Below are 24,775 nucleotides of genomic sequence, written 5' to 3'. Positions count from 1 at the left end.
AGGGGTGGCGGAGCCCCCTTTTTTCCCCCCAAAATGCCTCCCCCTCCTCCTTTTCTCCCCCCCCCCCCCCCCCCCCCCCCCTGGGCCCTTGCGTAGGGTGGGGCCCATCAGGACGGTCCACGGCGGCCTTCCGCCCGGGCCCAGAGAAGGGATGGCTTTTCCATGGCGATCGAGGTCGGCACCAAGGCCCCGGACTTCGAGCTCAAGGACAACCACGGCCGGACCGTGAAGCTCTCCGACTTCCGCGGCGAGAAGAACGTGGTGCTCCTCTTCTACCCGTTCGCCTTCACCGGCGTCTGCACGGGTGAGCTGTGCGCGCTGCGCGACAACCTGCCGCAGTTCACCGACCGCGACACCCAGCTGCTCGCCGTCTCCAACGACTCGATCCACACCCTGCGCGTCTTCGCCGACCAGGAGAGCCTGGAGTACCCGCTGCTGTCGGACTTCTGGCCGCACGGCGAGGTCTCGCGGGCGTACGGCGTCTTCGACGAGGAGAAGGGCTGCGCGGTGCGCGGCACCTTCGTCATCGACAAGGACGGCGTGGTCCGCTGGACCGTCGAGAACGGCCTGCCGGACGCCCGGGACCTGAATGACTACGTCAAGGCGCTCGACACCCTGTGATCCATCGGTCGAATCGCCTGTTTGAGGCGGGAACCGGTCACTAGGATCCAGACGTTGATCCGATGCCAACGCACGACGGGGACGCTGACCTAAGCCGGCCCCTCACACCATTGGGAGGACTCGTGGGAGTCAGCCTCAGCAAGGGCGGCAACGTCTCGCTGACCAAGGCCGCCCCCAACCTGACCGCGGTCATCGTCGGTCTGGGCTGGGACGCTCGTACCACCACCGGGGGTGACTTCGACCTGGACGCCAGCGCACTGCTGACCAACGACCAGGGCAAGGTCGCCAACGACTCGAACTTCGTCTTCTTCAACAACCTCAAGAGCCCCGACGGCTCCGTCGAGCACACCGGTGACAACCTCACCGGTGAGGGCGAGGGCGACGACGAGATCATCAAGGTGAACCTGGCCGGGGTCCCGGCCGATGTTCACAAGATCGTGTTCCCGGTCTCGATCTACGAGGCCGAGAGCCGCCAGCAGTCGTTCGGCCAGGTCCGCAACGCGTACATCCGCGTGGTGAACCAGGCCGACAACACCGAGCTCGCCCGGTACGACCTGAGCGAGGACGCCTCGACGGAGACCGCCATGGTCTTCGGCGAGCTGTACCGCAACGGCGCGGAGTGGAAGTTCCGCGCCATCGGCCAGGGGTACGCGTCGGGCCTGCGCGGTATCGCGCAGGACTTCGGCGTCAACGTCTGAGCCGTCGCTCTCCCTCGTCCGGCGCCGCACACCCGTGCGGCGCCGGACGCGCTCAACCCTTCGTTCGCCATTCAGGGGAGGACTCACGATCATGGGCGTCACGCTCGCCAAGGGGGGCAATGTCTCCCTCTCCAAGGCGGCACCGAACCTCACCCGGGTGCTGGTCGGTCTCGGCTGGGACGCGCGGTCCACCACCGGAGCCGACTTCGACCTCGACGCCAGCGCGCTGCTGTGCCAGTCGGGCCGTGTCCTCGGCGACGAGTGGTTCGTCTTCTACAACAACCTCACCAGCCCCGACGGCTCGGTCGAACACACCGGGGACAACCTCACCGGTGAGGGTGAGGGGGACGACGAGTCGATCATCGTCGACCTGTCCCAGGTGCCGACGCACTGCGACAAGATCGTCTTCCCTGTCTCGATCCATGAGGCGGACAACCGCGGCCAGACGTTCGGCCAGGTCAGCAATGCCTTCATCCGGGTCGTCAACCAGGCCGACGGCCAGGAGCTCGCGCGGTACGACCTGAGCGAGGACGCCTCCACCGAGACCGCGATGATCTTCGGCGAGCTCTACCGGTACAGCGGCGAATGGAAGTTCCGAGCGGTCGGTCAGGGGTACGCGTCCGGACTGCGGGGGATCGCTCTAGACTTCGGGGTCAACGTTTCGTAAAGCCGTGCCCAAGTCGGGTGCGGCGCGGGGGGAGACCCTCCCCCAGACTCCGTCTGGGGGGACCCCGCCTAGCTAGATGGGGAAGTCAGTGATTCTGAAAACCTTCGGCTGGTCATTCGTGATCACTGCGATCGGTCTTGCCCTGGCAGTGCTCTACGACGGCTGGACCGCCTTCGGGATCGTGGCGATCCTGTCCATCCTGGAGATCTCGCTGTCGTTCGACAACGCGGTGGTCAACGCCGGAATCCTGAAGAAGATGAACGCCTTCTGGCAGAAGATCTTCCTCACGGTCGGTGTGCTCATCGCCGTCTTCGGCATGCGGCTGGTCTTCCCTGTCGTCATCGTCGCCATCAGCGCCAAGATCGGCCCCATCGAGGCCGTCAACCTCGCGTTGAACGAGAAGGAGCACTACAAGGAGCTGGTGACCGACGCGCACGCGTCGATCGCCGCCTTCGGTGGCATGTTCCTGCTCATGATCTTCCTGGACTTCATCTTCGAGGACCGGGACATCCAGTGGCTGCGCTGGATCGAGCGACCGCTGGCCAAGCTGGGCAAGGTCGACATGCTCTCCGTCGCCATCGCGCTCGGCGTGCTGCTCGTCTCCTCGATGACCTTCGCGACCCACGCCCACCTGCACGGCGGGGCGCACGCGGACAAGGGCGAGACGGTCCTCATCTCCGGCATCGCCGGCCTGATCACGTACATGATCGTCGGCGGCCTCTCCGGCTACTTCGAGGACAAGCTGGAGGAAGAGGAGGAAGCCGAGCAGGAGGCCCAGGAAGAGGCCAGGAAGAGCGGCAAGGGCGCCGGCGCGGCGGTCCTGCTGGCCGGCAAGGCCGCGTTCTTCATGTTCCTCTACCTGGAGGTCCTGGACGCCTCGTTCTCCTTCGACGGCGTCATCGGCGCCTTCGCCATCACCAACGACATCGTCCTGATGGCGCTCGGCCTCGGCATCGGCGCGATGTACGTGCGGTCCCTCACGGTCTACCTGGTCCGCCAGGGCACCCTCGACGACTACGTCTACCTGGAGCACGGCGCGCACTACGCCATCGGCGCCCTCTCGGTGATCCTCCTGGTCACCATCCAGTACGAGATCAACGAGGTCATCACCGGTCTCGTCGGCGTCGTCCTGATCGCCTGGTCCTTCTGGTCCTCGGTCCGCCGCAACAAGCGGATCGCCGCGGAGGGCGGCGGGGACTTCAGTGAGAAGGCGGAAGTCTCCAGCGGGGTCTGAATCCGTGGTGTGACCCGTCGACGATTGCGGAACGCTCTGAGCGGGGCGGCCGGAGGCGCGTGCCTCCGGCCGCCCCGCGTTTCACGCGGTGCGGGGCCGTCGACGTGGTTCGTATAGGGGTGGGGAAGACATGGCCTTCTGGGACAGCCTGCGCGGCAGGCCGTCGGCGCAGTTCGACACGGGCAGCGCCGCGAGCAACGCCATCGAGCTGACCAAACGGCACCCGGTGATCTCGCTCGGCAAACAGGGTGCCAACTCCGGGTCGCTGCGCGTCAACCTGTCGTGGCGGATGCGCACCTCCGACTTCGGCGGGCGCTCGCGCCCCAGCGTGCTGCGGCACCCGTTCAAGCTCTTCAAGCCCGACCTGGTCCAGGCGCACACCCAGGGCGTCGTCAACGTCGACCTCGACCTGGGCTGCCTCTACGAGCTCACCGACGGCAGCAAGGGCGTGGTGCAGCCGCTCGGCAGCTTCCTCGGCGCCACCAACGCCGCGCCCTACGTCCAGCTCAGCGGCGACGACCGGTTCGGCTCGCCGTCCGGCGAGACGATCTACATCAACCTCGACCACCGCGAGGCCATCAAGCGGCTGCTGGTCTTCGTCTACATCTACGACCAGACGCCCGCCTTCGACCGTACGCACGCCAAGGTCACGCTCTACCCGAGCAACGGCCCGCGCATAGAGATCGACCTGGACGAGCACGCCCCGCAGGCCCGGTCCTGCGCGGTCGTCAGCATCGAGAACGTCAAGGGAGACATGGTCGTGCGACGCGAGGTGAAGTTCGTGTACGGCTTCCAGGCCGAGCTGGACCGGCTCTACGGATGGGGGCTCCAGTGGGGGCGCGGCTACAAGACGAAGGCCTGAGAGTGCGCCCGTGACCGGGCCCGGCGGGTGTCCGCCCGCCCGGCCCCTCCCGTCACTGCCGGACGAACTGCGGCCCCATCGGGGGCAGCGCGAAGTCCGGGTCCGCGTGGTGGGCCGCCGCCGGCTGCGGATAGCCGTAGCCGGACTCCGCCGAGGCGGGCTGGGGATAGCCGTACGAGGGCTGGTGCGCCGGCGGGGGCGGCGCGGGCTGCGGATAGCCGTAGGAGGGCGGCGAGGCGGCCGGCAGCGGCGGCACATACGGCTGAGTGGTCTGCGGCTGCGGCTGCGGCTGGGCTGCCACCGGAACGGCCGGCGGCAGCGGCTGCGACACGGATGCCGGGGGCGCCGGGGCCTGGGCCGCCCGGCCGTGCGTCCTGGCCTCGTCCGGGTTCTGGGTCCGGGCCTGGGTTTGGGCCTGGGGCCGGGCACCGCCGGAGGAGGCGCTGTCGGCGCCCTCCGCCTCGTCCTCGTCCACGGAGATCCCGTACTCGGTCGCCAGCCCCACGAGCCCGGTCGGATAGCCCTGCCCGACTGCGCGGAACTTCCACGTCTCGGCGCGCCGGTAGAGCTCGCCGCAGATGATCGCGGTCTCCTCGCCGGTCTCCGCCTGCACATCGAAGACCGCCAGTGGCTCGCCGCCGCCCTGCCCCGCGTCGTACAGCAGGATCCGCAGGTCCCGTACCTGGCCGAAGGTCGCGCCGTCCGAGGAGGCGGTGACCAGGACCCGGTCGACGGACGGGTCGAGCGCGGTCAGATCCGCCTCGATCGTGTCGGTCAGACCGTCCCCGACCCGCTTCTTCGGGAGCCGCCGGACCAGGCCGGAGGGGTGGCGCGGCTGGTTGTAGAAGACGAAGTCCTCGTCGGAGCGCACACGGCCGTCGGCGGCCAGCAGCAGCGCCGAGGCGTCCACGTCCGGGACGTCGGCGCCCGGCGTCCAGCGGAGCACGGCCCGTACGGCCGCGGCGTCCAGCGGGACGTTGGATCCCTTCAGCATCGCGTGCGTCATGGTCGCCATCCTGCCTTCCCGCGGCCCGCCCGGACAACGCGGGGGCCCGAGGGCGGCCTTGTCCCGCGGTCGAGCGGTACGTACCTTACGTACCGCGTCCACGGCCGGCACCGGAAGAGCGCGGCCGGGTCACCTGGATTTCACGCCCGCGGGGAACTCCCGCCATGCGTTCGTACGTACTATTACCGGCCACCCGTCGTCACTCAGTCCGGGCCATCGTTGCAGTACAGGGGAATCAATATGCGTCATTTCGGGCACGTTCCGCCTGCTGCTCGTAAGGACCTGTTCCACCGGGAGCCCGTCGAGTTCACCTCGGACTCTCCCGCGCGGGTGCTGTCCGCGGCCCTCGGGGCCACGCTGTACAGCCCCGCCACCCGCCCCACGCTCGCCGACGACGTCCTCAAGCAGGCCCGCCGGGGCGTGGTCTCCATGGTGCTCTGCCTGGAGGACTCGATCGACGACGCCGAGGTCGCGGGCGCGGAGGCCAATCTGGTGCGCCAGTTCGCCGACCTCGACGCACGGGCCGCACAGATCCCGCTGCTCTTCATCCGGGTCCGCGAGCCCGCCCAGATCCCCGATCTGGTGCGGCGGCTCGGCCCCTCGGTGCGGCTGCTGTCCGGATTCGTGCTGCCGAAGTTCACCGAGGAGCGCGGGGTGCCGTTCCTGGAGGCGCTGGGAGCGGCCGAGGCCGCGAGCGGGCGGCGGCTCTTCGCCATGCCGGTGCTGGAATCGCCCGAGCTGCTCCATCTGGAGACCCGCTGCGAGACGCTGACCGGCATCTCCCGGACCGTCGACAAGTACCGCGAGCGGGTGCTGGCGCTGCGGCTCGGGGTGACCGACTTCTGCTCGGCGTACGGGCTGCGCCGCTCGCCGGACATGACGGCGTACGACGTGCAGATCGTGGCCGGGGTGATCGCGGACGTGGTGAACGTGCTGGGCCGCGCCGACGGCACGGGCTTCACCATCACCGGCCCGGTGTGGGAGTACTTCCGCCTTCAGGAGCGCATGTTCAAGCCCCAGCTGCGCCGCAGCCCCTTCCTGGAGGGGCGCGCGGAGGAGCTGCGCGCCACGCTGATCGAGCACGACATCGACGGCCTGCTGCGCGAGATAGAGCTCGACCGTGCCAACGGGCTGCTCGGCAAGACCTGTATCCACCCCTCGCACGTGGTGCCGGTGCACGCGCTGTCCGTGGTCAGCCACGAGGAGTACAGCGACGCCCAGGACATCCTGCGGCCGGAGCGGGGCGGGGGCGGAGTGCTGCGCTCCGCGTACACGAACAAAATGAACGAGGTGAAGCCGCACCGCGCCTGGGCCGAGCGGACCCTGTTGTGCGCCGAGGTCTTCGGCGTGGCCGGCGAGGACACCGGCTTCGTGGAGCTGCTCACCGCCGGCCTGGCCGGATGACCGTGACGGGACGGCCGGGACGGGATGATCGAGGCGGGATGACCGAGGAGGAGAGCATCGACAACGTGGGTGTCTGGTCGGGAACGTGGGTCGCCGAGCGGCTCGGCGTCGAACTCCAGGGCGACGAGCGGTTGCCCGAGCTGCTGGGCCTCGCCCTGCGCCGCAACCCCAAGCGCGCGCATCTGCTGGTCTCCAATGTGCTGGGCAAGCACGTTCCGCAGTGGCCCTCGCGGGTGTACGGGGCGGGGTTCGCGCTCGGCGAGCAGGTCCGGGAGCTGCTCGGCCCGCAGGCCTCCGGAGCGGTCGTCCTCGGCTACGCGGAGACCGCGACCGGCCTGGGGCACGCGGTGGCGGACGGCATCGGGGTGGCCCCCTGCCTGCACTCCACGCGCCGCGCCGTCGAGGGCGTCGCGCGGGCGGGCGGCTTCGAGGAGTCCCACTCCCACGCCACCTCCCATCTGCTGCTGCCGCAGGACCCGGGGCTGCTGGCGGGGGACGGGGTGCTGGTGCTGGTCGACGACGAGTTCTCGACGGGCAACACGGTCCTGAACACGATCAGGGCGCTGCACGCGCGCTATCCCCGGTCGCGGTACGTGATAGTCGCCCTGGTCGACATGCGCTCCCCGGCCGACCGCTCCCGTCTGTCCGCGTTCGCGTCGGAGATCGGGGTGGAGGTGAATCTGGTGACCCTGGCGGCAGGAACGGTTCTCCTGCCGGAGGGCGTGCTGGAACGGGGCATGGCCCTGGTGGCCGAACACGAGAGTCCCCCCTCCCCGCCCCTCCCCGAAATCCCTGGCCGGGGGGCCGCCGCGCCCGCGGCTGCCGCTCCGGCGCCCCCCACCGCCGTCGGCGCGCGTGCCGACGGGGGCGACACCCCGGCCCCGGAGGCCGCTCCCGCCGCCTTCGCCACGGTCGACCTGGGCTGGCCCGGCGGTCTCCCCGACGGGGCACGCCACGGGTTCACCCCGGAGCACCGGGCGGTGCTGGAGGCGGCCCTTCCGGACATGGCCGCCCGTATCCAGCGGGCCCTGGGGCCCACCCCCGGCCGTACCCTCGTCCTCGGGTTCGAGGAGCTGATGTACGCCCCCCTGCGCCTGGCCCTCGCCCTGGAACACCTGGGCACGGACGTCCGCTTCTCCACCACCACCCGCTCGCCCGTCCTCGCGGTGGACGACCCCGGCTACGCCATCCGCACCCGCCTCGCCTTCCCCGCCCACGACACCCCCGGCGACGGCCCCGGTGAGCGCTACGCCTACAACGTGGCGGGCGCCGGCTTCGACAGCGTCGTGGCCGTCGTCGACTCCGTCGGCGACACCCCCGCACTGCACGCCCCCGACGGCCTGCTGGCCGGGCTCGCCGCGCACATCCCGCGCGTCGTGCTGGCCGTCGTCCCCTCGTACGTACCCGAAGGTGCCCCCATGTCCGGACCCCTGCCCGAGCCCCTGCCCGAGCCCCTGCGGGGGCCCGCCTTCTCCTCGTACGCGCCCGACGAGGTGGGCTGGCTGCTCAAGGACCTGTCCGGGGTGGAGCTGGAGGCGCCGACCGAGGAGCGCGAGGAGGCCATCCAGAGCGGCGGCGCCCACTACGCGGAGTCGCTGCCGGTCGAGTACCAGCCCTCGCCCCAGTACCAGCAGCTCTTCCACGCCGCGCTGGACGCCTCGGCCGAGCGCATCGCCCGCGCCGTGGGCGTCGTGACCGAGACGGTGCTCGCGGAGCTCCCCCACCGCCGAAAGCGTGCGGGGACCCCCACGCCCCGCCCGGTCCTCGTCTCGCTCGCCCGCGCGGGCACCCCCGTGGGCGTCCTGATGCGCCGCTGGGCCCGCCGCCGGCACGGGCTCGACCTGCCGCACTACGCCGTCTCCATCGTGCGCGGACGCGGCATCGACCCCAACGCGCTGCGCTGGCTCGCCGCCCACCACGACCCCGCCGACGTGGTCTTCGTCGACGGCTGGACCGGCAAGGGCGCCATCACGCGCGAACTGGCCGCGGCGATCCGCGAGTTCGCCGAAACCTCGGGGATCGACCGCTTCGACCCGGAGATCGCGGTCCTCGCCGACCCCGGCTCGTGCGTGCGCACCTACGGCACCCGCGAGGACTTCCTGATCCCGTCCGCCTGCCTCAACTCGACCGTCTCGGGGCTGATCTCGCGGACCGTGCTGCGCGCCGACCTGATCGGACCCGGCGACTTCCACGGCGCCAAGTTCTACCGCGAACTGGCCGCCGCCGACGTCTCGGTGGACTTCCTCGACGCCGTCACCGCCCGCTTCGACGAGGTCGCCGCCGACGTCGACCGCGAGGCCAAGGCGCTCCAGGGCGCCGACCGCAGCCCCACCTGGGAGGGCTGGGCCGCCGTCGAGCGGATCAGCGAGGAGTACGGCATCCACGACGTCAACCTCGTCAAGCCCGGCGTCGGCGAGACCACCCGTGTCCTGCTGCGCCGCGTCCCCTGGAAGATCCTGGCCCACCGCGGCGCCGGCGCCGACCTCGACCACGTACGCCTGCTCGCGGAGCAGCGCGGGGTACCGGTGGAGTGGGTCGAGGACCTGCCGTACAGCTGCGTCGGGCTGATCCACCCCCAGTACACGCGCGGGGCGACCGGCGCCGACGGCAAGGCGGTGGCCTCCCGATGAGCACCCTGATCGCCAGCGACCTGGACCGTACGCTGATCTACTCGGCGGCGGCCCTCGACCTGACCATGCCCGACCCCCGGGCGCCGCGTCTGCTCTGTGTGGAGATCCACGAGCACAAGCCGCTCTCGTACATGACCGAGAACGCCGCCACCCTGCTCGCCGCCCTCAAGACGGACCCGGACACGGTCTTCGTGCCCACCACGACCCGCACCCGCAAGCAGTACCAGCGCATCCAGCTGCCCGGCCTGCCCGCGAAGTACGCCATCTGCGCCAACGGCGGGCAGCTGCTCGTCGACGGGGTGGCCGACGCCGACTGGCGGCGGCAGGTGGACCGGCGGATCGCCGACGAGTGCGCCCCGCTCGCCGAGGTGCGCGCCCACATCTCGGCCGCCGCCGACCCGTCCTGGCTGCGCAAGGAGCGCGTCGCCGAGGACCTGTTCGCCTACCTCGTGGTGGAGCGCGCGCTGCTGCCCGGCCACTGGGTCGAGGAGCTGAGCGCCTGGGCCGGGAAGCGCGGCTGGACGGTCTCGCTCCAGGGCCGCAAGATCTACGCGGTTCCGGGGCCGCTGACCAAGAGCGCGGCCGTCCACGAGGTGGCCCGGCGCACCGGCGCCCGCCTCACCCTCGCCGCCGGGGACTCGCTCCTCGACGCGGACCTGCTGCTCGCCGCCGACGAGGGCTGGCGCCCGGGCCACGGCGAGCTCGCGGACGCCGGCTGGCGGGCGCCGCACGTCGACGTCCTCGACGAGCGGGGCGTGCTGGCCGGCGAGGAGATCGTCCGCCGGTTCGCCGCCCGCGCCACGGCGGCCCGGGTTGCGCCCGTACGGCCCTGACCGGTCCCATACTCGCCCCCATGAGCAAGGGAAACACCACCAGGATCACCGACGAGCTCTACGCGTACATGCTGGCGCACAATCCGCCCCTGGACGCGGTGCAGCGCGAGCTCGTGGAGACGACGTACGCCCGGCTGCCCGGCCGCGCGGGCATGCAGTCCGCCGAGGAGCAGGCGCCGCTGCTGGAGTTCCTCGTCCGGCTGACGGGCGCGCGGCACGTGGTGGAGGTCGGGACCTTCACCGGGTTCTCGGCGCTCGCCATGGCACGGGCGCTGCCCGACGACGGCCGGCTGATCGCGTGCGACATCTCGCGGGAGTGGACCGACTACGCGCGCGAGGCCTGGACGAAGGCGGGTGTGGCGCACAAGGTGGACCTGCGGATCGCCCCGGCGGCGGAGACCCTGCGCGCGATGCCGGCCGAGCCGCACATCGACTTCGCCTACCTGGACGCGGACAAGGACAACTACATCGCGTACTGGGAGGAACTGGTGCCCAGGATGCGGCAGAACGGCCTCATCGCGGTGGACAACGTGCTCTTCCACGGTGAGGTCGTGGACCCGGCGGCGACCGGTCCCGCCGCCGGGATCCAGCGGTTCAACGAGCACGTGCTGCGGGACGCGCGGATGGACAGCGTCATGCTGGTCGTGGCCGACGGGCTGACGCTGTCCCGCAAGCGGTAGCCCTCAGCAGCAGCCCCCGCCGCCGCAGCAGCCGCCCCCGCCCCCGCCCGAGGGCGCGGACATCGGAGCGTTCTTGGACATGCCGCCCACCGACACCGTGGACAGCAGCTTCACGGTGTCCTCGTGCCCGGCCGGGCAGGTCGCGGGCGCGGCGGACTCGGCCATCGGACGGCTGAGTTCGAACGTGTCGCCGCAGGAGCGGCAGCGGTAGTCATAGCGAGGCATGGCCCCAGGCTAACGGGCCGGGGGCGGCGAGGGGGAGCCGTTCGGCGGCCCGCCGGCTCAGCGGATGGGCCGCTCCCGCACGGACCCCTGCCGCAACCGCGCCTCCGTCTCGCGCCGCGCCTTCCAGTACGGGTTGTCGTGCGGGAGGCTGCTGCCGACCCGGCCGTACATCCCGAAGACCATCAGCGCCAGACCCACCAGGAAGCTGAAGATCACGTTCTGCATCCGGAAGGCGAGGAAGTTCGCCGAGCCCCGGTCGAGCAGGGCCAGGTTCACGAACCCGCTGATCAGGAAGAGCACCCCGAGCGTCATGTTCATCCAGGAGGCGAAGTTGCCGCCCTTGACCATGCCGTACAGGAGCAGCGCTCCCACGACGATCGAGATCACGCTCAGCGTGCCGTTGGTGCTCAGCCCCGCGACCTCGTTGCCGCCGGTGTCGAAGAACCCGATGTTGTGGGTGAGCCCCAGGATGCCGAAGACGAGCAGGAACAGCCCCATGATCCCGGCGCCGAACCGGTAGACCCGGCTCAGCCGGTGGTCGACCGGCAGATGCTCGTCGAGGGACACATGGGGGGCGCGCCGGGGGTGGCGCAGATGGTGAATCGGCTGGGTGGCCATGGGCGGCCTCCTCGTCTCGTCCGTATCTCCAAGGATCCGCCCGTGACGCGGGGGCGACAACTCCTCCGGTGACACGCCGTGACGGCTCAGCCCCCGTGCCCCCGCTCCTCGCGGATCAGGGCCACCACGCGCGCGGCCGTCCGGCGGACCTCCTCGGTCTCGGTGAGGAAGTGCCAGTAGTCGGGGTGGCGGCCCTCCAGCGAGGCGACCGCCCGCTCCAGGCGGGCCACTGCCTCGTCCAGCGGGCCGGCGTGGCGCGGGTCCGGGGTGGAGCGGCCGGACATCGCCAGGCGCTGGGCGTCCCGGATCGCGAACCGGGTCCGCTCGATCTCCTGCTGCGGGTCCTTCGCCACCGCGTCGAGCCGCCGCAGCCGGTCCCCGGCGGCCGAGACCGCCTCGTCGGTGGCGTTCAGGAGCGCCCTGACCGTGGCGAGCCGGGAGGTGGCGTCGGCCCAGCGCTGGTCGGCGCGCGCGGCGGCGGCCTCCTTGAGCTTCTCCTCGGCCTGCCGGACGTTCACCAGCGCCTGGTCGGGGACCTGCTGGAGGTCCTGCCAGCAGGCCGCCGAGAAGCGGCGCCGCAGCTCGCTCAGGACCGGGTCGACGGTCCCGGCCCGGGTCGTCAGCGCCTGCGCGCGCGTCCGCAGCGAGACCAGCCGGCGGTCGATCTCGGCGGCCCGCTCGGGCAGCCGCTCGGCCTCGGCGCGCACGCCCTCGGCCTCCCGCAGCACCCGGTGGGCCCGCTCCAGGGTCTCGGGCACGCCGTGCTGCCCGGCGCCCTGGTTGAGCCGGGTCAGCTCGGGGCCGAGCGCGGCGAGGCGGGCGGCGAGGTCGTCCGCTCTCAGTCCGGACGCCCGCACCGAATCGAGAGCGGTGCTCGCGGCGAGGAGCGCCTGTCGCGCCCGCTCCACGGCCGGGGCGAGACGGGCCAGCTGGGTCTCGGCGGTGGAGAGCAGCGGCCCCAGGCTCTGCTCGAACCGGTCGAGCTCGCCCTTGACCCGTACGAGGTCGTCCTTGGCCTTCGTCAGCTCGCCCCGGGCCCGGGCGGCCACCGAGGCGTCCAGGTCGTCGCGGTCCAGGTCGTGCGCGTCGACGGCGGTGATGTAGTCGTTGCTGACCTCGTCGATCCGCCGGCCGAGCGCCGCGAAGTCGTCCACGGCCTTGCGGGCGCCCGGCGAGCTGTCCACGGCGGTGATGGTCTCGATGGAGATCCGCAGGTCGCGCTGGGCGGTGTCCAGCTCGTAGAAGGCCGCTGCCGCCGCGTCCTTGGCCGCCTGCGCGTCGGCCCGGACGCTCTCGCCGCGCCCGCCGAACCACCGGCGCGTCCCGCCGCCGGCGAAGGCCCCGGGCAGCAGCGCGGCCCCGAGCACCAGCGGCAGCGCGACGAGCGCGAGCGTGTCCGCGAGGGCCCGCCGGGCTCCGGCTCCGGCTCCGGCACCGGGGACGATGGCACCCGCTCTGCTGTACGGCCGCGCGTGTGTCGCCGTCACATCCCTCTCCCGTGCCGTGTCCGCCTGCCGGTTCATTCTCCCACCAGGTAAGGACGAACACACCGGCCGATTAGTTCGCACCCGTCCCGGGCCGCCCCGCACCACCACCCCCGCTCGCCCGCCCGCCCCGCCGCGAACGGGTTTGCGGCCCTGCCCCGGGGGCCATGTAGGCTGTTCCCTCATCCACGGATGTGCCACGGGCGTGTAGCTCAGGGGTAGAGCGCTGCTCTTACAAAGCAGATGTCGGCGGTTCGAAACCGTCCATGCCCACCCGTACCGAAGGCCCCCGCCGATCACGGCGGGGGCCTTCGGCGTGTCCGGCGCCCCTCGGAGCCGGTCTCTCAGCCTCCCGCCGGCCGCCCGCACCGCAGGTTCCAGCGGCCCGAACGGCCCGAGAGCTCGGTCAGGGTCAGCGGGGCCACGTCCAGCCGCCAGAAGGAGGCGGGGGGCAGGGCCAGCGCGTGGGTGACGGCCGCGCGGACCACCGCGGGGGAGGCGACCGCGAGGACGCGCCCGCCCGCCGGGGGCAGCGTGTCCAGCCACGCGCCCACCCGCGCGACGAGCGCGAACAGGCTCTCCCCGCCGTGCGGCGCCGCCGCGGGATCGGTGAGCCAGGCCCGTACCCCCGTCGGCTCCTCGGCGCTCAGCTCGTCGAGGCGCCGCCCCCGCCAGCTGCCCAGATCCCAGTCGGCCAGGGCCGGTTCGTCTCCGGTGGGCAGGCCGTCCGCCAACTCGTAGTGGGAGGAGGGCGGTTTCAGCCGGCGGCCCGGCACGGGCAGCGTCGCCACCGCGTCCTTCACCCGGCGCAGGGCGTCCTCGTCCGGGGAGGCCGCGTCGTCGCCGACTCTCGCCTCGCGCGCGTAGCGGTCGGCCGGGGGTGAGATCAACATCACGCGTACGGTCATGGGACAAGCAGAGCACGGCCGTTCGCGCATGTGGCGCGGGGGCGGTGCCACCGTGCGCCGTAGCGGCGCGGACCGACACGCGGTACGGTCTCGTCGACATGAAGACGGTGTGAAGGAAGCCCGGTGAGATTCCGGCACGGTCGCGCCACTGTGAACCCGGCGAGCCCCGACAGGGAGCGAAGACGGGGAAGTCAGACCCACCACCGTCGACAAAGGCACCAATGACCGGGACGCGTGTTCCCCAGGAGGTTCTGCCGTGGCTCTCTCCGCCCCTGCGCCCAGCGCCGAAGCAACGCCGGCCATCACTCCCATCTCGCTCAAGGCCATCGCCCCCTGGGCCCTGTTCTTCGGCGTACTCATGCTCGTGCTGCTCTACTTCGTCGGCTCCGAGCAGGGCGCCACCAGCGTCTTCTCCGGCGAGAACGTCCACGAGTGGCTGCACGACGGACGCCACCTGCTCGGCTTCCCCTGCCACTGAGACCAGGGGAACCACTCGTGAACTCCCTGTCCGTCAGGGCCCTGCTGGTGCGGGGCATGATCGCCGGACTCGCGGCGGGCGCCCTGGCGCTCGTCGTGGCGTACCTCCTGGGTGAGCCCCGGGTGGACGCGGCGATCGACTTCGAGGAGGCGCACGCGCACGAGCACGGCGAAGAGGTGTTCAGCCGCACGCTCCAGGCCACCGGTGGCCTCGCCACCGGTGTGCTGGTGTTCGGCGTCGCCGTCGGCGGTATCGCCGCGCTCGCGTTCTGTGTCGCGCTCGGCCGTATCGGCCGGTTCGGGCCGCGCGCCACGGCGGTGTTCGTCTCGCTCGGTGCCCTCCTGACCGTCTATGTCGTCCCGTTCCTGAAGTACCCGGCGAACCCGCCGTCCGTCGGCGACCCCGACACCATCGGCAAACGGACCGCCCTGTACTTCCTGATGATCGCGCTGAGCGTGCTGCTCGCCGTCGCCGCCGTGCTCCTCGGCAAGCGGCTCGCGCCCCGCCTGGGCGACTGGAACGCCACCGTCGCCGCCTCGGCCGCCTTCCTGGTCGCCGTCGGGCTCGCGTACGCGTTCCTGCCCGCCGTCGACGAGGTGCCGAAGGACTTCCCGGCGACGCTGCTGTGGAAGTTCCGGCTGGCCGCGCTGGCCATCCAGGCCACCTTGTGGACCGGCTTCGGACTGGTCTTCGGTCACCTCGCCGAACGGCTCCTGGTGCCCGGGGCCGCGGCCCGGCCCGGGAGCGCGGGCACCACGGCCGGAAGCGCCGAAAGCGTCGAGAGCGCCCAGGCCGTCGACGGCAAGCCCGCGCCCGCCCACTGACCGGCGCCGTACGCGCGAGGGCCCCGGACCGTCATCGGTCCGGGGCCCTCGCGCGCGTGGCTCGTGCTCGGCGGCCCGCCGCACGGTGCGGTGCGGTGGCACTCGATCAGTCGGGGCGGCGCGCGGAGAACAGACGGATGCGCCGCTCTCTGCGGTAACGCCGCTCCCACCGGGCCATCTGGTCCCGGCGGGCGCGGTAGGCCCGGTAGTCCGTGTCGGTGCCGCGGCCGGGTCCACCGGCTCCGGACGAGCCGCCGGTCGGTGCCGTGGAGCGGCCACGGCGCCGGGCGCCGGCGAGTACGGCCACCACGGCGACGCAGACCACGATGCCGCCGGGGCTGAAGCCGAAGCCGTACAGGACCAGCGCCAGGACGAGAAGCAACAGGATCATGGCGGGTTCCTCCGGGACGGATCGGGGGCTCCCCTGGCCCCCGGAGCCCCCAAGTTACTCCGCACGGAAGGGAGTCGGCCTGCGCGTTATGTACGAGCCGGTGCCCCGCGGACCCCTGCCGCACCCACGGCCTCCTACAGCCCCCGCAGCCGCTCCATCTCCCGGCGGTCCCGCTTGGTCGGCCGGCCCATGCCCCGGTCGCGGACGCCCGCTGCCAGTACGTCCGCGCGGGCGGGCGGCGGCGGGCTGTTGTCGATGTAGGTCTCGGCCGCGACCGCCGCGCCCACCCGCTTGCGGATGACCTTGGCGACCACGACGATCCGCTCCCGCCCGTCCAGCCGCAGCCGCACCTCGTCGCCCGGCTTCACCGTGTGCGCGGGCTTGACGCGCTCGCCGTTGAGCTGGACATGGCCGGCCCGGCAGGCCGTCGCCGCCTGGGAGCGCGTCTTGGTGAGCCGGACCGACCAGATCCAGCTGTCGATCCGTACGGGCTCCGAGGGCACCGCCGGCGCCGGCGGTACCGCCGGTGTCCCCGGCGCCCCGGCCCGCTCCGTCTTCGACTCGTCTGCTGCCGCCATGCCCCCGACTCTACCGAGGCCGTTGTCAGTGGTACCCGTCACACTTGAGGCATGTGCAGAAGCATCAAGACCCTCAGGCCGCCGGCCCTCCCCGAGGAGGCCACCGATGACGAGATCCGCGCGGCGGCTCTCCAGTTCGTGCGCAAGGTGTCCGGCTTCCGGGCGCCCGCGGCGCACAACCGGGAGGTCTTCGAGCGGGCGGTGGACGAGATAGCGCGGGCCACGGCCGAGCTGCTGGAAGGCCTGGAGATACGGGGCGTGCCGGTCAGGACGCCGGCGTAGGCGCGCCCGCGGGCGTCGGACGGCGCATGACGTAGGCGGCGAGGGAGCCCGCCGCGAACAGGGCGAGCACGGAGATGCCCGTGCCCAGCCAGGTCGCGCCGAGCCAGCGCCCGCCGAAGTAGCCGAGGCCGACGCTGTATCCGGCCCAGGCCACCCCGGCGAGGGCGGACCACGGCAGGAACTCCTTGGGGGTGCGGTGCGCCGCGCCCGCGCCGAGCGAGACGACGGACCGGCCCGCCGGGGCGAACCGGGCGATGACGACCAGCGCGCCGCCGCCCCGGCTCAGTGCGGCGCCGAGACGTTCCTGTGCGCGGGTCAGCCGGCGGGAGCGGGCGATGGCCCGGTCCAGCCGCGCCCCGCCGCGCCAGGCGAGGCGGTACGCCACGAGGTCGCCGAGGACCGAGGCCGCGGCGGCGCAGGCGGCGAGGAGCAGCAGGTCGGGGACGTCGCGTATGGCATGCGGGGCGCCCGCCGCGGTGGTCGACCCGGCCGCCGCCGAGGTCGCGGCGGTGATCACCAGGACTCCGCTGGGCAGGACGGGGAGGAACACGTCGAGGAGGACGGAGACAGTCACCACCGCATAAATCCATGGGCTGCCGGTCAGCAACCCCACACTCTCCAGCACCACGACCCCCGAACGGAATGCGTCCCGCTGCCGCTGGTCCGCGGCCGGGTCGCTGTACAGCCGTACAGCGTACGCCTGGGGCGTGTGGGGATTCCGTCCGGGGGTGTGAAGTCAGGGGCGAGCCGGTGGGCGCCCGCTCGGGTGTCGGTGTGTCAGCGCGCGCTGCCCGCCGGGGCGACGGCGGTGTCGGCCGCCGGTGCGGTGGCGGTGGTCCGGCCGCCGAGCAGCCCGTCGAGGGCGAGCGCGCCGGGGCCGGTGAAGACGAGCAGCAGGAAGGCCCAGGCGTACATGGCGGACGCCTCGCCGCCGTTCTGGAGCGGCAGCAGCGCGCCCGACTGGTGCACGTCGAAGTAGGCGTACGCCATGGAGCCCGAGGAGAGGAAGGCGGCGGAGCGGGTGAAGAGTCCGGCCATGATCAGTACGCCGCCGACGAGCTGGATGACGGCCGCGTACCAGTTGGGCCAGGCGCCGGTCTCGATGGTGCCGCCGGTCCCGGCCGCGCCGCCGAACCAGCCGAAGAGCGAGGCGGCGCCGTGGCAGGCGAAGAGGAAGCCGGTGACGATGCGGAAGAGGCCCAGGACGTAGGGCTTGGCGCGCTCGGTGGGCAGAGCGGAGGCAAAGGCGGGGGAAGCCATGGGGGACGGGCTCCTTCGGTGTGGGGGACGGGGGCCGTGGAGCCTTCAGGTTAGGTAGACCTGACTAGTGCTTGCAAGTTCAAGTTTAAGTAGATGGCGCAATTCCGGTTGATGTTGGCTGGAATTCATCTTTACGGGGGGCATACGTGGACATCCGGGCAACACGCCGGGGTGGCGGGGTGGGGAGCGGGGCCCGCTCATGCCGCCGCCCTCCCCGGCGCCGTCGTGGGGGCGCCGGGGAGGGCGGTGGAGGAGGCCCGCCGGTGGGCCGGCCGTCAGCAGCCGTTGAGCACGGACTGGAGCGCGGCCTTCTCGGCGGAGTCGACGGTCAGGTTGTAGTAGTGCTTCACGTCCACCCACATCCGGACGTACGTGCAGCGGTACGCGGTGCGCGAGGGCAGCCACTCCGCCGGGTCCTTGTCGCCCTTCGCCTGGTTGACGTTGTCGGTGACGGCGATCAGCTGCGGCCGGGTCAGGTCGTTGGCGAAGCCCTGGCGCTGCGCGGTCGTCCACGCGGCTGCGCCCGAGCGCCAGGCCTCGGCGAGCGGGACGACGTGGTCGATGTCGAGGTCGGCGGCGGCCGTCCAGGTGGCGCCGTCGTACTCGGAGTACCAACTGCCGCCGGTCGCCGCGCAGCTGGAGTCCGTGGTGACGTTGCTGCCGTCGCGTTTGAGGACGACCTCACGGGTGTTGCAGGTGCCGGACTGGGTGATCCAGTGCGGGAACTTGGCGCGGCTGTAGCCGTCCGAGGAGCCCTCCGGGGTGGCGGGCATGGCGGCGAGATAGGTGCGCGCGGTCGCGGCGCTGACCGGGGCGGGGGGCGAGGCCTGGGCGCCGGGGGCGGCGAGCAGGCTCGCGGTGGCGAGCAGGGCGGCGGAGGCGGTGAGCGCGGAGAGCCTGGCGGCGTGACGCGCGTAGACACCTGACATGCGAACTCCCTTGACGTGGGGGGACCTTGGCCGGGCGCGAGGGTGCGCGGCCCGGTCATCGTGGCGGCGCCGGGTTTCCGTGGGGTGGGCGCCAGGTAACAGAGTGGCGACATGGGCACGTCACATCAAGGGTTGGGGCGATCTCCGTCCTCCTTGATCGCCCTTGTCCCGCAAGGGAACTGACGCCCCGTATGCCAGGGATGCGCCACCCGGTGCGGGGCACCGCTTCCGCCCCCGGCACCCGGCGTACGGTGGGCGCGTGCTGCTGCCCGTGAATGTCACGCTGGGGGTCGTTCTCGCCGTACTGCTCCTGGTCGCCGCCGGGGTCGCGGGGCTGGCGCACCTCGGCCGGGCGAGGGAGATCCTGGTCGCGGGGGTGCGTGCGGCGGTTCAGCTCGCGGTGGTGGCGAGCGCGATCCGCTGGGTGGTCGGCTCGGTGCCGCTGCTGCTCTGCTTCCTGCTGCTGATGTACGCGGTGGCGACGCGTACGGCCGGGCGGCGGATGACGCCCAACGCCACCTGGCGGTGGGCCGCGCTGCCGATCGCCGCCGGGGTGGTGCCGGTGGTCGGCGCGCTCCTGCTCACCGGGCTCGTCCCGGTCAAGGGCATCGCGCTCATCCCCGTCACCGGCATCCTCATCGGCGGCGCGCTCACCGCGACGGTCCTCGGCGGGCGGCGCGCGCTGGACGAGCTGACCGGGCGGCGCGGGGAGGTGGAGGCGGGGATGGCGCTCGGCCTGCCCGACCGGGACGCCCGGCTGGAGGTGGCCAGGCCCGCCGCCGCCGACGCGCTGCTGCCCGGGCTCGACCAGACGCGGACGGTGGGGTTGGTCACGCTGCCGGGCGCGTTCGTCGGCATGCTGCTCGGCGGGGCGTCACCGGTGCAGGCGGGCGCGGTGCAGCTGTTCGTGCTGGTCGCGCTGATGGCGGTGCAGGCGGTGGCGGTCTCGGTGGTGCTGGAGCTGGTGGCGCGGGGGAGGGTGCACCGGGACGTGACGCACCGGGAGGTGACGCACCGGGACGGGTGACGCGGCGGGACGGGTGACGCGGGGCCCGGCGCGGGGGCGCTGTGCGTCCGGGTGGGATCCGGGGGCCTTGGGACCTTGGCCCCTGCCGGGCGCGGATGGCGTCACGTATTCTGTACGGAGCAGAAGGGGAGTAGCTCTTCGCCGGACCGTCGACATACTGCTGGAACCTCCCCAGGGAGCGACCAGCCGGCGCCCGGAGGCAGGCCCGCGAGGCCCGCCAGCGAGACCTTCGGCCGCAGTGTCCATGTCCGTGCTTGCTTCATGGCGCTGCCGTGCCGAAGCGACCCCGGATTCCTTTCGCGAAACGCTCTCGGTACGGCCGCGCCGCGCCCGACCGATTGAGGAAAACTCCGTGTTCAGCTTCACCGTCCTCGCGATCACCTTCGGTGTGGTCTTCCTCGCCGAGCTGCCCGACAAGACCGCGCTCGCGGGTCTGATGCTCGGCACCCGCTACAAGGCGTCGTACGTGTTCGTCGGCGTCGCGGCGGCGTTCCTGCTGCATGTGGCGCTCGCCATCGCGGCGGGCAGTGTGCTGACCCTGCTGCCGCACCGGCTGCTCCAGGCGATCGTGGGCGTCCTGTTCCTCGCGGGCGCGGCGATGCTGCTCTTCAAGAAGGACGAGGAGGAGGACGGGGTGAAGGCCCCGGCCGACCAATCGTTCTGGAAGGTGTCCGGGGCGGGGTTCATGCTGATCCTGGTCGCCGAGTTCGGGGACCTCACGCAGATCATGACGGCGAACCTGGCCGCGCGGTACGACAGCCCGCTGTCGGTGGGGCTGGGCGCGGTGCTGGCGCTGTGGGCGGTCGCCGGGCTGGGGATCGTGGGCGGGCGGACGCTCATGAAGTACGTACCGCTGCGGTTGATCACGAAGGTGGCGGCGGCGCTGATGGCCGCGCTGGCGGGGTTCAGCCTGTTCGAGGCGGTCACCGGCTGACGCGGGCGCGTCCCGGGGCCGGGGACCGGGGCCGGGGCGGGGTGGTGGTTGGCTGCGGGCCGTTGTGGCTGGGCGCGCAGTTCCCCGCCCGTGGGGGCGGCCCTGCGGGACCGCCCCTCGGGCCCCGGCTACGGCGTGATCGTGAGGGTGAGCCCGCCCGTCGGGGCCTGTGCCACCGTGACGTGCGTCAGGTCCGGGACGTGCGTCGTCGGGTGGTGGGCCGCGGCGCGGGGGCCCACGCCCACGACCCGCATTCCCGCTGCCAGGCCCGCCTGGATGCCCGCCTCCGAGTCCTCGAAGACGACGCAGTCCGCCGGGTCGAAGCCCAGCTCGGCGGCGCCCTTGAGGAAGCCCTCCGGGTCCGGCTTGCTCGCGCCGACCCGCTCGGCCGTGACGCGTACCGCCGGCACCGGAAGCCCGGCCGCGCCCATCCGGGCCTGGGCCAGCGGCTCGTTCGCCGAGGTCACCAGGGCGTGCGGGAGTCCGGCGAGGGAAGCCATGAAGGCGGGGGCGCCCGGGACCGGGACGACGCCGTCGGTGTCGGCCGTCTCCGCCGCGAGCATCACACGGTTGTCCGCGAGGTTCTGCTCCATCGGGCGGTCCGGGAGGAGGACCGCCATGGTGGCGTAGCCCTGGCGGCCGTGGACGACCTTGAGCGCCTCCTCGGGGTCCAGCCCGTGTTCCACGGCCCAGCGGCGCCAGCAGCGCTCGACGACGGCGTCGGAGTTGACGATCGTGCCGTCCATGTCGAGGAGGAGGGCGCGGGCGGTCAGGGTGGTGGGCGTGGCCGTCATCGGCGGACTCCTGGGGGCGGGAGCGGAGACAAGTGGCTCCGCCCGCCGGTCAGGGAGTACGGGCGGAACCACTTTGTTCCACCACGATACAAAACGGGGAGCGTCATGGTCCAACCGGGGGTGGGGGTGCCGGGGGCGGGGTGACGGTGGCGGCCCGTCCGTGGTCGGGCGCCCGGGGCGGGGTGCGCCTGTGTGTCCGCCTAGGAGGTCTGCGCCTCCAGCGCCCTGCGGGTCTCCGGGCCGTAGACGCCCGGGGGGTCGCTCTCCAGACCCATGTACGACTGGTACGTACGCACCGCGTTCTCCGTCTTGGAGTTGAAGCGGCCGTCGATCTTCCCGTTGTAGATCGTCAACTGGGCCAGCCGGTCCTGGAGTTCCGCGACCTCGGGGCCGCTGTCGCCCCGGCGCAGTACGGGGGCGGTGGCGGGGGGCGGGGCCGGGGCGGTGGTGGTGTCGTCGACGGTGCCGGTGATCTGGGACGGGGTGGCCGCGGGGGGTGCGGCGGGGCGGCGGGACCGGGTGGGGGTGGACGGCTGCGCGGACGTACGGGTGGGGGTGGGGGACGAGGTGGGCTTGTGGGGGGAGGGGGCGGCCGTGCCGGTGGGGGTGCGGGGGGTGTGGGGGCGGCTCGGGGTGGAGGGGGTGGGGGTGGCTTCCGTGTAGGGGGCGGTGCTGACGGTGGTGGACGCGCCGGTTTCGCCCTCGTCCCCGCCGCCGAGGAGGGCGTTCACGGCGAAGGCGGTGGTGGCTGCCGCTGCGGCGGCGAGGGTCAGCCAGAGGGGGCGGGGGGTGCGGTTGCCTTTGCGGGTGGTCGGGCGCGGGTTGTCCGTGGCCGGTCGCGCAGTTCCCCGCGCCCCTGGGGGGATGGGGTGGTCGGTGTCAGGGAGTGCGGCCAGGGTGTGGGGTGCCGGGTGCGGGTCGTCGTGGGCTGGGCCCGCCGTTCCCCGTGCCCCCGGGGGTGCGGTCAGGGGCTGGTTCAGGTTTTCCAGGGTTACGTACGGCCTGATCCGCAGGGGGTCGAAGTCCTCCTGAGGCGCCGGGTCCGGTGCCGGGCACGTGCAGGTCGGTCTGCCCGTGGGCTCGCGGTATGCACCGCATTCAGGACATGCGTGTCCCGTCATTTTGGGTCCCCTCCCCTTGAACTGCCTGCGATTATGCAGGTCCCGGGCGGGGCGTCGGAGGGGGCCCCGGCTTGCCCGGCAGGCCATTTTCGGACATTGCTATCAGGATGGAGAGAGGCGGGGCACGGACGGCGACAGAGAGGGGCGTGCCCATGGCTCAGGAAACGGCCCCCACGGCACTCTCCCCGGGGGACGGGCCCGGCGCCGGACGCGAACGGCGGACCGTGCTCGTCGCCATCGGCGCGCTGCTGCTCGGCATGCTGCTGGCCGCGCTCGACCAGACCATCGTCTCCACCGCCCTGCCCACCATCGTCAGCGAACTCGGCGGGATGGAGCATCTGTCGTGGGTGGTCACCGCGTACATGCTCGCCTCCACCGCCGCGACCCCGCTCTGGGGCAAACTCGGTGACCAGTACGGCAGGAAGAAGCTGTTCCAGGCCGCCATCGTGATCTTCCTCATCGGCTCGGCGCTGTGCGGAATCGCGCAGGACATGGGGCAGTTGATCGCCTTCCGGGCGCTCCAGGGCCTGGGCGGCGGCGGGCTGATGGTCCTGTCGATGGCGATCGTCGGCGACCTCGTCCCGCCGCGCGAACGCGGCCGGTACCAGGGCCTGTTCGGCGCCGTGTTCGGGGCGACCAGCGTCCTCGGTCCGCTGCTCGGCGGACTCTTCACGCAACACCTCAGCTGGCGCTGGGTGTTCTACGTCAACCTGCCGGTGGGCGTCGTCGCGCTCCTGGTGATCGCGGCGGTCCTGCACATCCCCGTGCACGGCACCCGGCACACCATCGACTACCTCGGCACCCTCCTGATCGCCTCCGTCGCCACCTGTCTGGTCCTCGTCGCCTCGCTCGGGGGCACCACCTGGGCCTGGGGCTCGGCGCAGATCATCGGGCTCGCGGTGCTGGGCGCGGTGCTGCTCGCCGCGTTCGTCGCCGTCGAGCGGAAGGCCGCGGAACCGGTCCTTCCGCTGAAGCTGTTCCGTATCCGCACCTTCACGCTCGTCGCCGTCATCAGCTTCGTCATCGGCTTCGCGATGTTCGGCGCGATGACCTATCTGCCGACGTTCCTCCAGATCGTGCAGGGCGTCACCCCCACCATGTCCGGGGTGCACATGCTGCCGATGGTGTTCGGGCTGCTGCTGACGTCGACCGTGTCCGGCCAGATCGTGTCGCGTACCGGCCGCTGGAAGGTCTTCCCGATCGCGGGCACGGCCATCGTCACCGTCGGTCTGCTGCTGCTGCACCGGCTCACCGAGGCCAGCTCCACCTGGGAGATGAGCCTGTACTTCTTCGTCTTCGGCGCGGGGCTCGGCCTGGTGATGCAGGTGCTCGTCCTGGTCGTCCAGAACGCGGTGGCCTACCGGGACCTGGGCGTGGCCACCTCCGGGGCGACCTTCTTCCGCTCGATCGGCGCCTCCTTCGGTGTGGCGATCTTCGGCACGATCTTCACCAACCGGCTGAACGGCAAGCTCACCGACGCGCTGGCGGGCCGTGTGCTCCCGCCGGGCACCGGGCCCTCCCGACTGGCCGCCGACCCGCGCACGATCGCCCAACTGCCGCCGCGGTTGCGTCCCCCGGTGCTGCACGCGTACGCGCAGTCGATCACCGATGTCTTCCTCTACGCGGTCCCGGTGACGCTGCTCGCCTTCGCCATCGCCTGGTTCCTGCGCGAGGACAAGCTGCGGGGCGCGGTCACCGCGCCCGACGCCAGCCAGACCGTGGCGTCCAACCCCGTCGAGCGTTCGTCGTACGACGAGTGCGCGCGGGCGCTGTCGGTGCTGGGCACCCGGGAGGGCCGCCGCGCGGTCTACCAGAAGATCACCGCCAGGGCCGGCCTCGACCTGCTGCCCGCCGCGAGCTGGCTGCTGCTGCGCATCCAGCGGCACGGCTCCGCCGAACCCGCCGCCCTGGCCGAGCACACGCCCGTGCCGCTCACCGTGATCACGGAGGGCGGGCGGCAGTTGGAGGAACGCGGTCTGGCCCGGCGTGAGGGCAGGGAGCTGCTCGCCACCGACAGCGGACGGGCGACCGCCCTGCTGCTCGGCCGGGCCCGCGAGGAGTCCCTGGCGGAGCTGCTCGGCGACTGGTGGGGCCCGGACCGCCCGACCGACCTGGTCAGACTGGTGGAGGAGCTGACGGCCGAGCTGTCCGGATCGGACGGGGAGCTGCCGCGCGGGCCGCAGCCGCACCGGGACCACATGCGGTGAGCGGGGTCCCTCCTGAGGGTGGGGGGTGCCGCCTGCGGTGAGCGGGCCGCTTCGCGCGGTGCACGGGGCGCCTTTCCGCT

The 24,775-nt window shown here is 72.4% G+C and carries 27 protein-coding genes and 1 tRNA gene; 16 read left to right on the top strand and 12 right to left on the bottom strand.

Translation table 11 applies throughout. The annotated features are described in order from the left end of the window. Positions 1 to 162: 162 nt before the first annotated feature. From ACZ5ID_RS26470 to ACZ5ID_RS26450, 5 genes are all read left to right on the top strand, one after another. The gene (locus ACZ5ID_RS26470) at positions 163 to 621 is read left to right on the top strand and encodes a peroxiredoxin (RefSeq protein WP_468902627.1); all 459 of its coding nucleotides are present in this window, start codon (positions 163 to 165) and stop codon (positions 619 to 621) included. A gap of 122 nt (positions 622 to 743) precedes the next feature. Then, the gene (locus tag ACZ5ID_RS26465; protein ID WP_468902625.1) at positions 744 to 1,319 is read left to right on the top strand and encodes a TerD family protein; all 576 of its coding nucleotides are present in this window, start codon (positions 744 to 746) and stop codon (positions 1,317 to 1,319) included. Between the two features lie 91 nt (positions 1,320 to 1,410). Next, on the top strand, positions 1,411 to 1,986 hold the full coding sequence (locus ACZ5ID_RS26460) for a TerD family protein (RefSeq protein ID WP_468902624.1): 576 nt from the start codon (positions 1,411 to 1,413) through the stop codon (positions 1,984 to 1,986). 88 nt (positions 1,987 to 2,074) lie between these two features. Next, entirely contained in the window at positions 2,075 to 3,220 is a 1,146-nt protein-coding gene (locus ACZ5ID_RS26455; RefSeq protein WP_406552881.1) for a DUF475 domain-containing protein, read from the top strand. 130 nt (positions 3,221 to 3,350) lie between these two features. After that, positions 3,351 to 4,082: a TerD family protein gene (locus ACZ5ID_RS26450; RefSeq protein ID WP_468902621.1), complete on the top strand. Its 732-nt coding sequence runs from the start codon at positions 3,351 to 3,353 to the stop codon at positions 4,080 to 4,082. 52 nt (positions 4,083 to 4,134) lie between these two features. On the opposite strand, the gene ACZ5ID_RS26445 is transcribed toward ACZ5ID_RS26450, so the two are convergent. Beyond that, positions 4,135 to 5,097 (bottom strand): TerD family protein, encoded by a 963-nt coding sequence (locus ACZ5ID_RS26445; RefSeq protein ID WP_468902619.1) that lies wholly within the window; start codon positions 5,095 to 5,097, stop codon positions 4,135 to 4,137. Between the two features lie 231 nt (positions 5,098 to 5,328). On the opposite strand from ACZ5ID_RS26445, the gene ACZ5ID_RS26440 reads away from it, so the two are divergent. The 4 genes from ACZ5ID_RS26440 to ACZ5ID_RS26425 are packed head-to-tail and all read left to right on the top strand — an operon-like array spanning position 5,329 to position 10,635. Further along, entirely contained in the window at positions 5,329 to 6,492 is a 1,164-nt protein-coding gene (locus ACZ5ID_RS26440; RefSeq protein ID WP_468902616.1) for an HpcH/HpaI aldolase/citrate lyase family protein, read from the top strand. A 38-nt stretch (positions 6,493 to 6,530) separates the two neighbouring features. Further along, complete coding sequence (locus ACZ5ID_RS26435) at positions 6,531 to 9,122, top strand: phosphoribosyltransferase (protein WP_468902613.1); 2,592 nt, start codon at positions 6,531 to 6,533, stop codon at positions 9,120 to 9,122. Continuing rightward, the gene (locus tag ACZ5ID_RS26430) at positions 9,119 to 9,955 is read left to right on the top strand and encodes an HAD family hydrolase (protein ID WP_468902611.1); all 837 of its coding nucleotides are present in this window, start codon (positions 9,119 to 9,121) and stop codon (positions 9,953 to 9,955) included. Before ACZ5ID_RS26435 ends, ACZ5ID_RS26430 begins: the two co-directional genes overlap by 4 nt. A 20-nt stretch (positions 9,956 to 9,975) precedes the next feature. Continuing rightward, positions 9,976 to 10,635 carry an O-methyltransferase gene (locus ACZ5ID_RS26425; protein WP_406556816.1) on the top strand — a complete coding sequence of 220 codons (660 nt, stop codon included), beginning with the start codon at positions 9,976 to 9,978 and terminating at the stop codon, positions 10,633 to 10,635. 3 nt (positions 10,636 to 10,638) lie between these two features. Here ACZ5ID_RS26425 and ACZ5ID_RS26420 read toward each other — a convergent pair whose 3' ends face one another. The 3 genes from ACZ5ID_RS26420 to ACZ5ID_RS26410 form a co-directional block, all read right to left on the bottom strand. Beyond that, complete coding sequence (locus ACZ5ID_RS26420; RefSeq protein WP_468902607.1) at positions 10,639 to 10,860, bottom strand: FmdB family zinc ribbon protein; 222 nt, start codon at positions 10,858 to 10,860, stop codon at positions 10,639 to 10,641. Between the two features lie 57 nt (positions 10,861 to 10,917). Continuing rightward, positions 10,918 to 11,478, bottom strand: a complete 561-nt coding sequence (locus tag ACZ5ID_RS26415; protein ID WP_468902604.1) for a DUF4383 domain-containing protein — start codon at positions 11,476 to 11,478, stop codon at positions 10,918 to 10,920. 86 nt (positions 11,479 to 11,564) lie between these two features. Further along, a complete protein-coding gene (locus ACZ5ID_RS26410; RefSeq protein WP_468902601.1) occupies positions 11,565 to 12,965 on the bottom strand; it encodes a hypothetical protein in 1,401 nt (466 codons plus the stop codon). Between the two features lie 198 nt (positions 12,966 to 13,163). Between ACZ5ID_RS26410 and ACZ5ID_RS26405 the strand changes: the two genes are divergently transcribed. Continuing rightward, a tRNA-Val gene (locus ACZ5ID_RS26405) sits at positions 13,164 to 13,235 on the top strand. 71 nt (positions 13,236 to 13,306) lie between these two features. On the opposite strand, the gene ACZ5ID_RS26400 is transcribed toward ACZ5ID_RS26405, so the two are convergent. Beyond that, positions 13,307 to 13,870 (bottom strand): histidine phosphatase family protein, encoded by a 564-nt coding sequence (locus ACZ5ID_RS26400; protein WP_468902598.1) that lies wholly within the window; start codon positions 13,868 to 13,870, stop codon positions 13,307 to 13,309. A gap of 256 nt (positions 13,871 to 14,126) precedes the next feature. Here ACZ5ID_RS26400 and ACZ5ID_RS26395 point away from each other — a divergent pair, with 256 nt between their 5' ends. Beyond that, entirely contained in the window at positions 14,127 to 14,348 is a 222-nt protein-coding gene (locus tag ACZ5ID_RS26395; RefSeq protein ID WP_468902595.1) for a CbtB domain-containing protein, read from the top strand. A gap of 17 nt (positions 14,349 to 14,365) precedes the next feature. Continuing rightward, positions 14,366 to 15,172, top strand: a complete 807-nt coding sequence (locus ACZ5ID_RS26390) for a CbtA family protein (protein WP_468902593.1) — start codon at positions 14,366 to 14,368, stop codon at positions 15,170 to 15,172. A 106-nt stretch (positions 15,173 to 15,278) separates the two neighbouring features. Here the strand turns inward: ACZ5ID_RS26390 and ACZ5ID_RS26385 are convergent, their stop codons facing one another. Beyond that, positions 15,279 to 15,563 (bottom strand): hypothetical protein, encoded by a 285-nt coding sequence (locus ACZ5ID_RS26385; protein WP_406556281.1) that lies wholly within the window; start codon positions 15,561 to 15,563, stop codon positions 15,279 to 15,281. A gap of 134 nt (positions 15,564 to 15,697) precedes the next feature. Continuing rightward, complete coding sequence (locus tag ACZ5ID_RS26380) at positions 15,698 to 16,141, bottom strand: RNA-binding S4 domain-containing protein (protein WP_468902589.1); 444 nt, start codon at positions 16,139 to 16,141, stop codon at positions 15,698 to 15,700. A gap of 51 nt (positions 16,142 to 16,192) precedes the next feature. Here ACZ5ID_RS26380 and ACZ5ID_RS26375 point away from each other — a divergent pair, with 51 nt between their 5' ends. Next, entirely contained in the window at positions 16,193 to 16,423 is a 231-nt protein-coding gene (locus ACZ5ID_RS26375; protein WP_468902587.1) for a DUF2277 domain-containing protein, read from the top strand. Here the strand turns inward: ACZ5ID_RS26375 and ACZ5ID_RS26370 are convergent. From ACZ5ID_RS26370 to ACZ5ID_RS26360, 3 genes are all read right to left on the bottom strand, one after another. After that, positions 16,407 to 17,048 carry a DedA family protein gene (locus ACZ5ID_RS26370; RefSeq protein ID WP_468902653.1) on the bottom strand — a complete coding sequence of 214 codons (642 nt, stop codon included), beginning with the start codon at positions 17,046 to 17,048 and terminating at the stop codon, positions 16,407 to 16,409. The genes ACZ5ID_RS26375 and ACZ5ID_RS26370 overlap by 17 nt on opposite strands. A 152-nt stretch (positions 17,049 to 17,200) precedes the next feature. Next, positions 17,201 to 17,683 carry a DoxX family protein gene (locus ACZ5ID_RS26365; protein WP_468902585.1) on the bottom strand — a complete coding sequence of 161 codons (483 nt, stop codon included), beginning with the start codon at positions 17,681 to 17,683 and terminating at the stop codon, positions 17,201 to 17,203. Between the two features lie 275 nt (positions 17,684 to 17,958). Then, positions 17,959 to 18,612, bottom strand: a complete 654-nt coding sequence (locus ACZ5ID_RS26360; RefSeq protein WP_468902582.1) for an HNH endonuclease family protein — start codon at positions 18,610 to 18,612, stop codon at positions 17,959 to 17,961. Between the two features lie 259 nt (positions 18,613 to 18,871). On the opposite strand from ACZ5ID_RS26360, the gene ACZ5ID_RS26355 reads away from it, so the two are divergent. Together ACZ5ID_RS26355 and ACZ5ID_RS26350 are read left to right on the top strand one after the other, a co-directional pair. Then, complete coding sequence (locus tag ACZ5ID_RS26355; RefSeq protein WP_468902579.1) at positions 18,872 to 19,639, top strand: ABC transporter permease; 768 nt, start codon at positions 18,872 to 18,874, stop codon at positions 19,637 to 19,639. Between the two features lie 352 nt (positions 19,640 to 19,991). Then, complete coding sequence (locus ACZ5ID_RS26350) at positions 19,992 to 20,573, top strand: TMEM165/GDT1 family protein (RefSeq protein WP_468902576.1); 582 nt, start codon at positions 19,992 to 19,994, stop codon at positions 20,571 to 20,573. A gap of 128 nt (positions 20,574 to 20,701) precedes the next feature. Here ACZ5ID_RS26350 and ACZ5ID_RS26345 read toward each other — a convergent pair whose 3' ends face one another. Both ACZ5ID_RS26345 and ACZ5ID_RS26340 read right to left on the bottom strand, forming a co-directional pair. Next, positions 20,702 to 21,367: an HAD-IA family hydrolase gene (locus tag ACZ5ID_RS26345; protein WP_468902573.1), complete on the bottom strand. Its 666-nt coding sequence runs from the start codon at positions 21,365 to 21,367 to the stop codon at positions 20,702 to 20,704. Positions 21,368 to 21,567: 200 nt separating this feature from the next. Next, positions 21,568 to 22,098 (bottom strand): peptidoglycan-binding domain-containing protein, encoded by a 531-nt coding sequence (locus tag ACZ5ID_RS26340; protein WP_468902570.1) that lies wholly within the window; start codon positions 22,096 to 22,098, stop codon positions 21,568 to 21,570. 542 nt (positions 22,099 to 22,640) lie between these two features. Here ACZ5ID_RS26340 and ACZ5ID_RS26335 point away from each other — a divergent pair. Continuing rightward, entirely contained in the window at positions 22,641 to 24,695 is a 2,055-nt protein-coding gene (locus tag ACZ5ID_RS26335) for an MDR family MFS transporter (protein WP_468902567.1), read from the top strand. The last annotated feature ends 80 nt before the right edge of the window (positions 24,696 to 24,775 follow it).

It is taken from the genome of Streptomyces sp. NPDC031670, from assembly GCF_055580545.1.
Note: the sequence above shows the minus strand (reverse complement) of the source record. Positions and strands in the feature narration are given on the sequence as shown.

Coding starts and splice junctions, on each gene's coding strand:
- ACZ5ID_RS26470 (WP_468902627.1), top strand. CDS start 163: ATGGCGATCGAGGTCGGCACCAAGGCCCCGGACTTCGAGCTCAAGGAC.
- ACZ5ID_RS26460 (WP_468902624.1), top strand. CDS start 1,411: ATGGGCGTCACGCTCGCCAAGGGGGGCAATGTCTCCCTCTCCAAGGCG.
- ACZ5ID_RS26450 (WP_468902621.1), top strand. CDS start 3,351: ATGGCCTTCTGGGACAGCCTGCGCGGCAGGCCGTCGGCGCAGTTCGAC.
- ACZ5ID_RS26445 (WP_468902619.1), bottom strand. CDS start 5,097: ATGGCGACCATGACGCACGCGATGCTGAAGGGATCCAACGTCCCGCTG.
- ACZ5ID_RS26440 (WP_468902616.1), top strand. CDS start 5,329: ATGCGTCATTTCGGGCACGTTCCGCCTGCTGCTCGTAAGGACCTGTTC.
- ACZ5ID_RS26435 (WP_468902613.1), top strand. CDS start 6,531: ATGACCGAGGAGGAGAGCATCGACAACGTGGGTGTCTGGTCGGGAACG.
- ACZ5ID_RS26430 (WP_468902611.1), top strand. CDS start 9,119: ATGAGCACCCTGATCGCCAGCGACCTGGACCGTACGCTGATCTACTCG.
- ACZ5ID_RS26425 (WP_406556816.1), top strand. CDS start 9,976: ATGAGCAAGGGAAACACCACCAGGATCACCGACGAGCTCTACGCGTAC.
- ACZ5ID_RS26420 (WP_468902607.1), bottom strand. CDS start 10,860: ATGCCTCGCTATGACTACCGCTGCCGCTCCTGCGGCGACACGTTCGAA.
- ACZ5ID_RS26415 (WP_468902604.1), bottom strand. CDS start 11,478: ATGGCCACCCAGCCGATTCACCATCTGCGCCACCCCCGGCGCGCCCCC.
- ACZ5ID_RS26400 (WP_468902598.1), bottom strand. CDS start 13,870: ATGACCGTACGCGTGATGTTGATCTCACCCCCGGCCGACCGCTACGCG.
- ACZ5ID_RS26385 (WP_406556281.1), bottom strand. CDS start 15,563: ATGATCCTGTTGCTTCTCGTCCTGGCGCTGGTCCTGTACGGCTTCGGC.
- ACZ5ID_RS26380 (WP_468902589.1), bottom strand. CDS start 16,141: ATGGCGGCAGCAGACGAGTCGAAGACGGAGCGGGCCGGGGCGCCGGGG.
- ACZ5ID_RS26375 (WP_468902587.1), top strand. CDS start 16,193: ATGTGCAGAAGCATCAAGACCCTCAGGCCGCCGGCCCTCCCCGAGGAG.
- ACZ5ID_RS26365 (WP_468902585.1), bottom strand. CDS start 17,683: ATGGCTTCCCCCGCCTTTGCCTCCGCTCTGCCCACCGAGCGCGCCAAG.
- ACZ5ID_RS26360 (WP_468902582.1), bottom strand. CDS start 18,612: ATGTCAGGTGTCTACGCGCGTCACGCCGCCAGGCTCTCCGCGCTCACC.
- ACZ5ID_RS26345 (WP_468902573.1), bottom strand. CDS start 21,367: ATGACGGCCACGCCCACCACCCTGACCGCCCGCGCCCTCCTCCTCGAC.
- ACZ5ID_RS26335 (WP_468902567.1), top strand. CDS start 22,641: ATGGCTCAGGAAACGGCCCCCACGGCACTCTCCCCGGGGGACGGGCCC.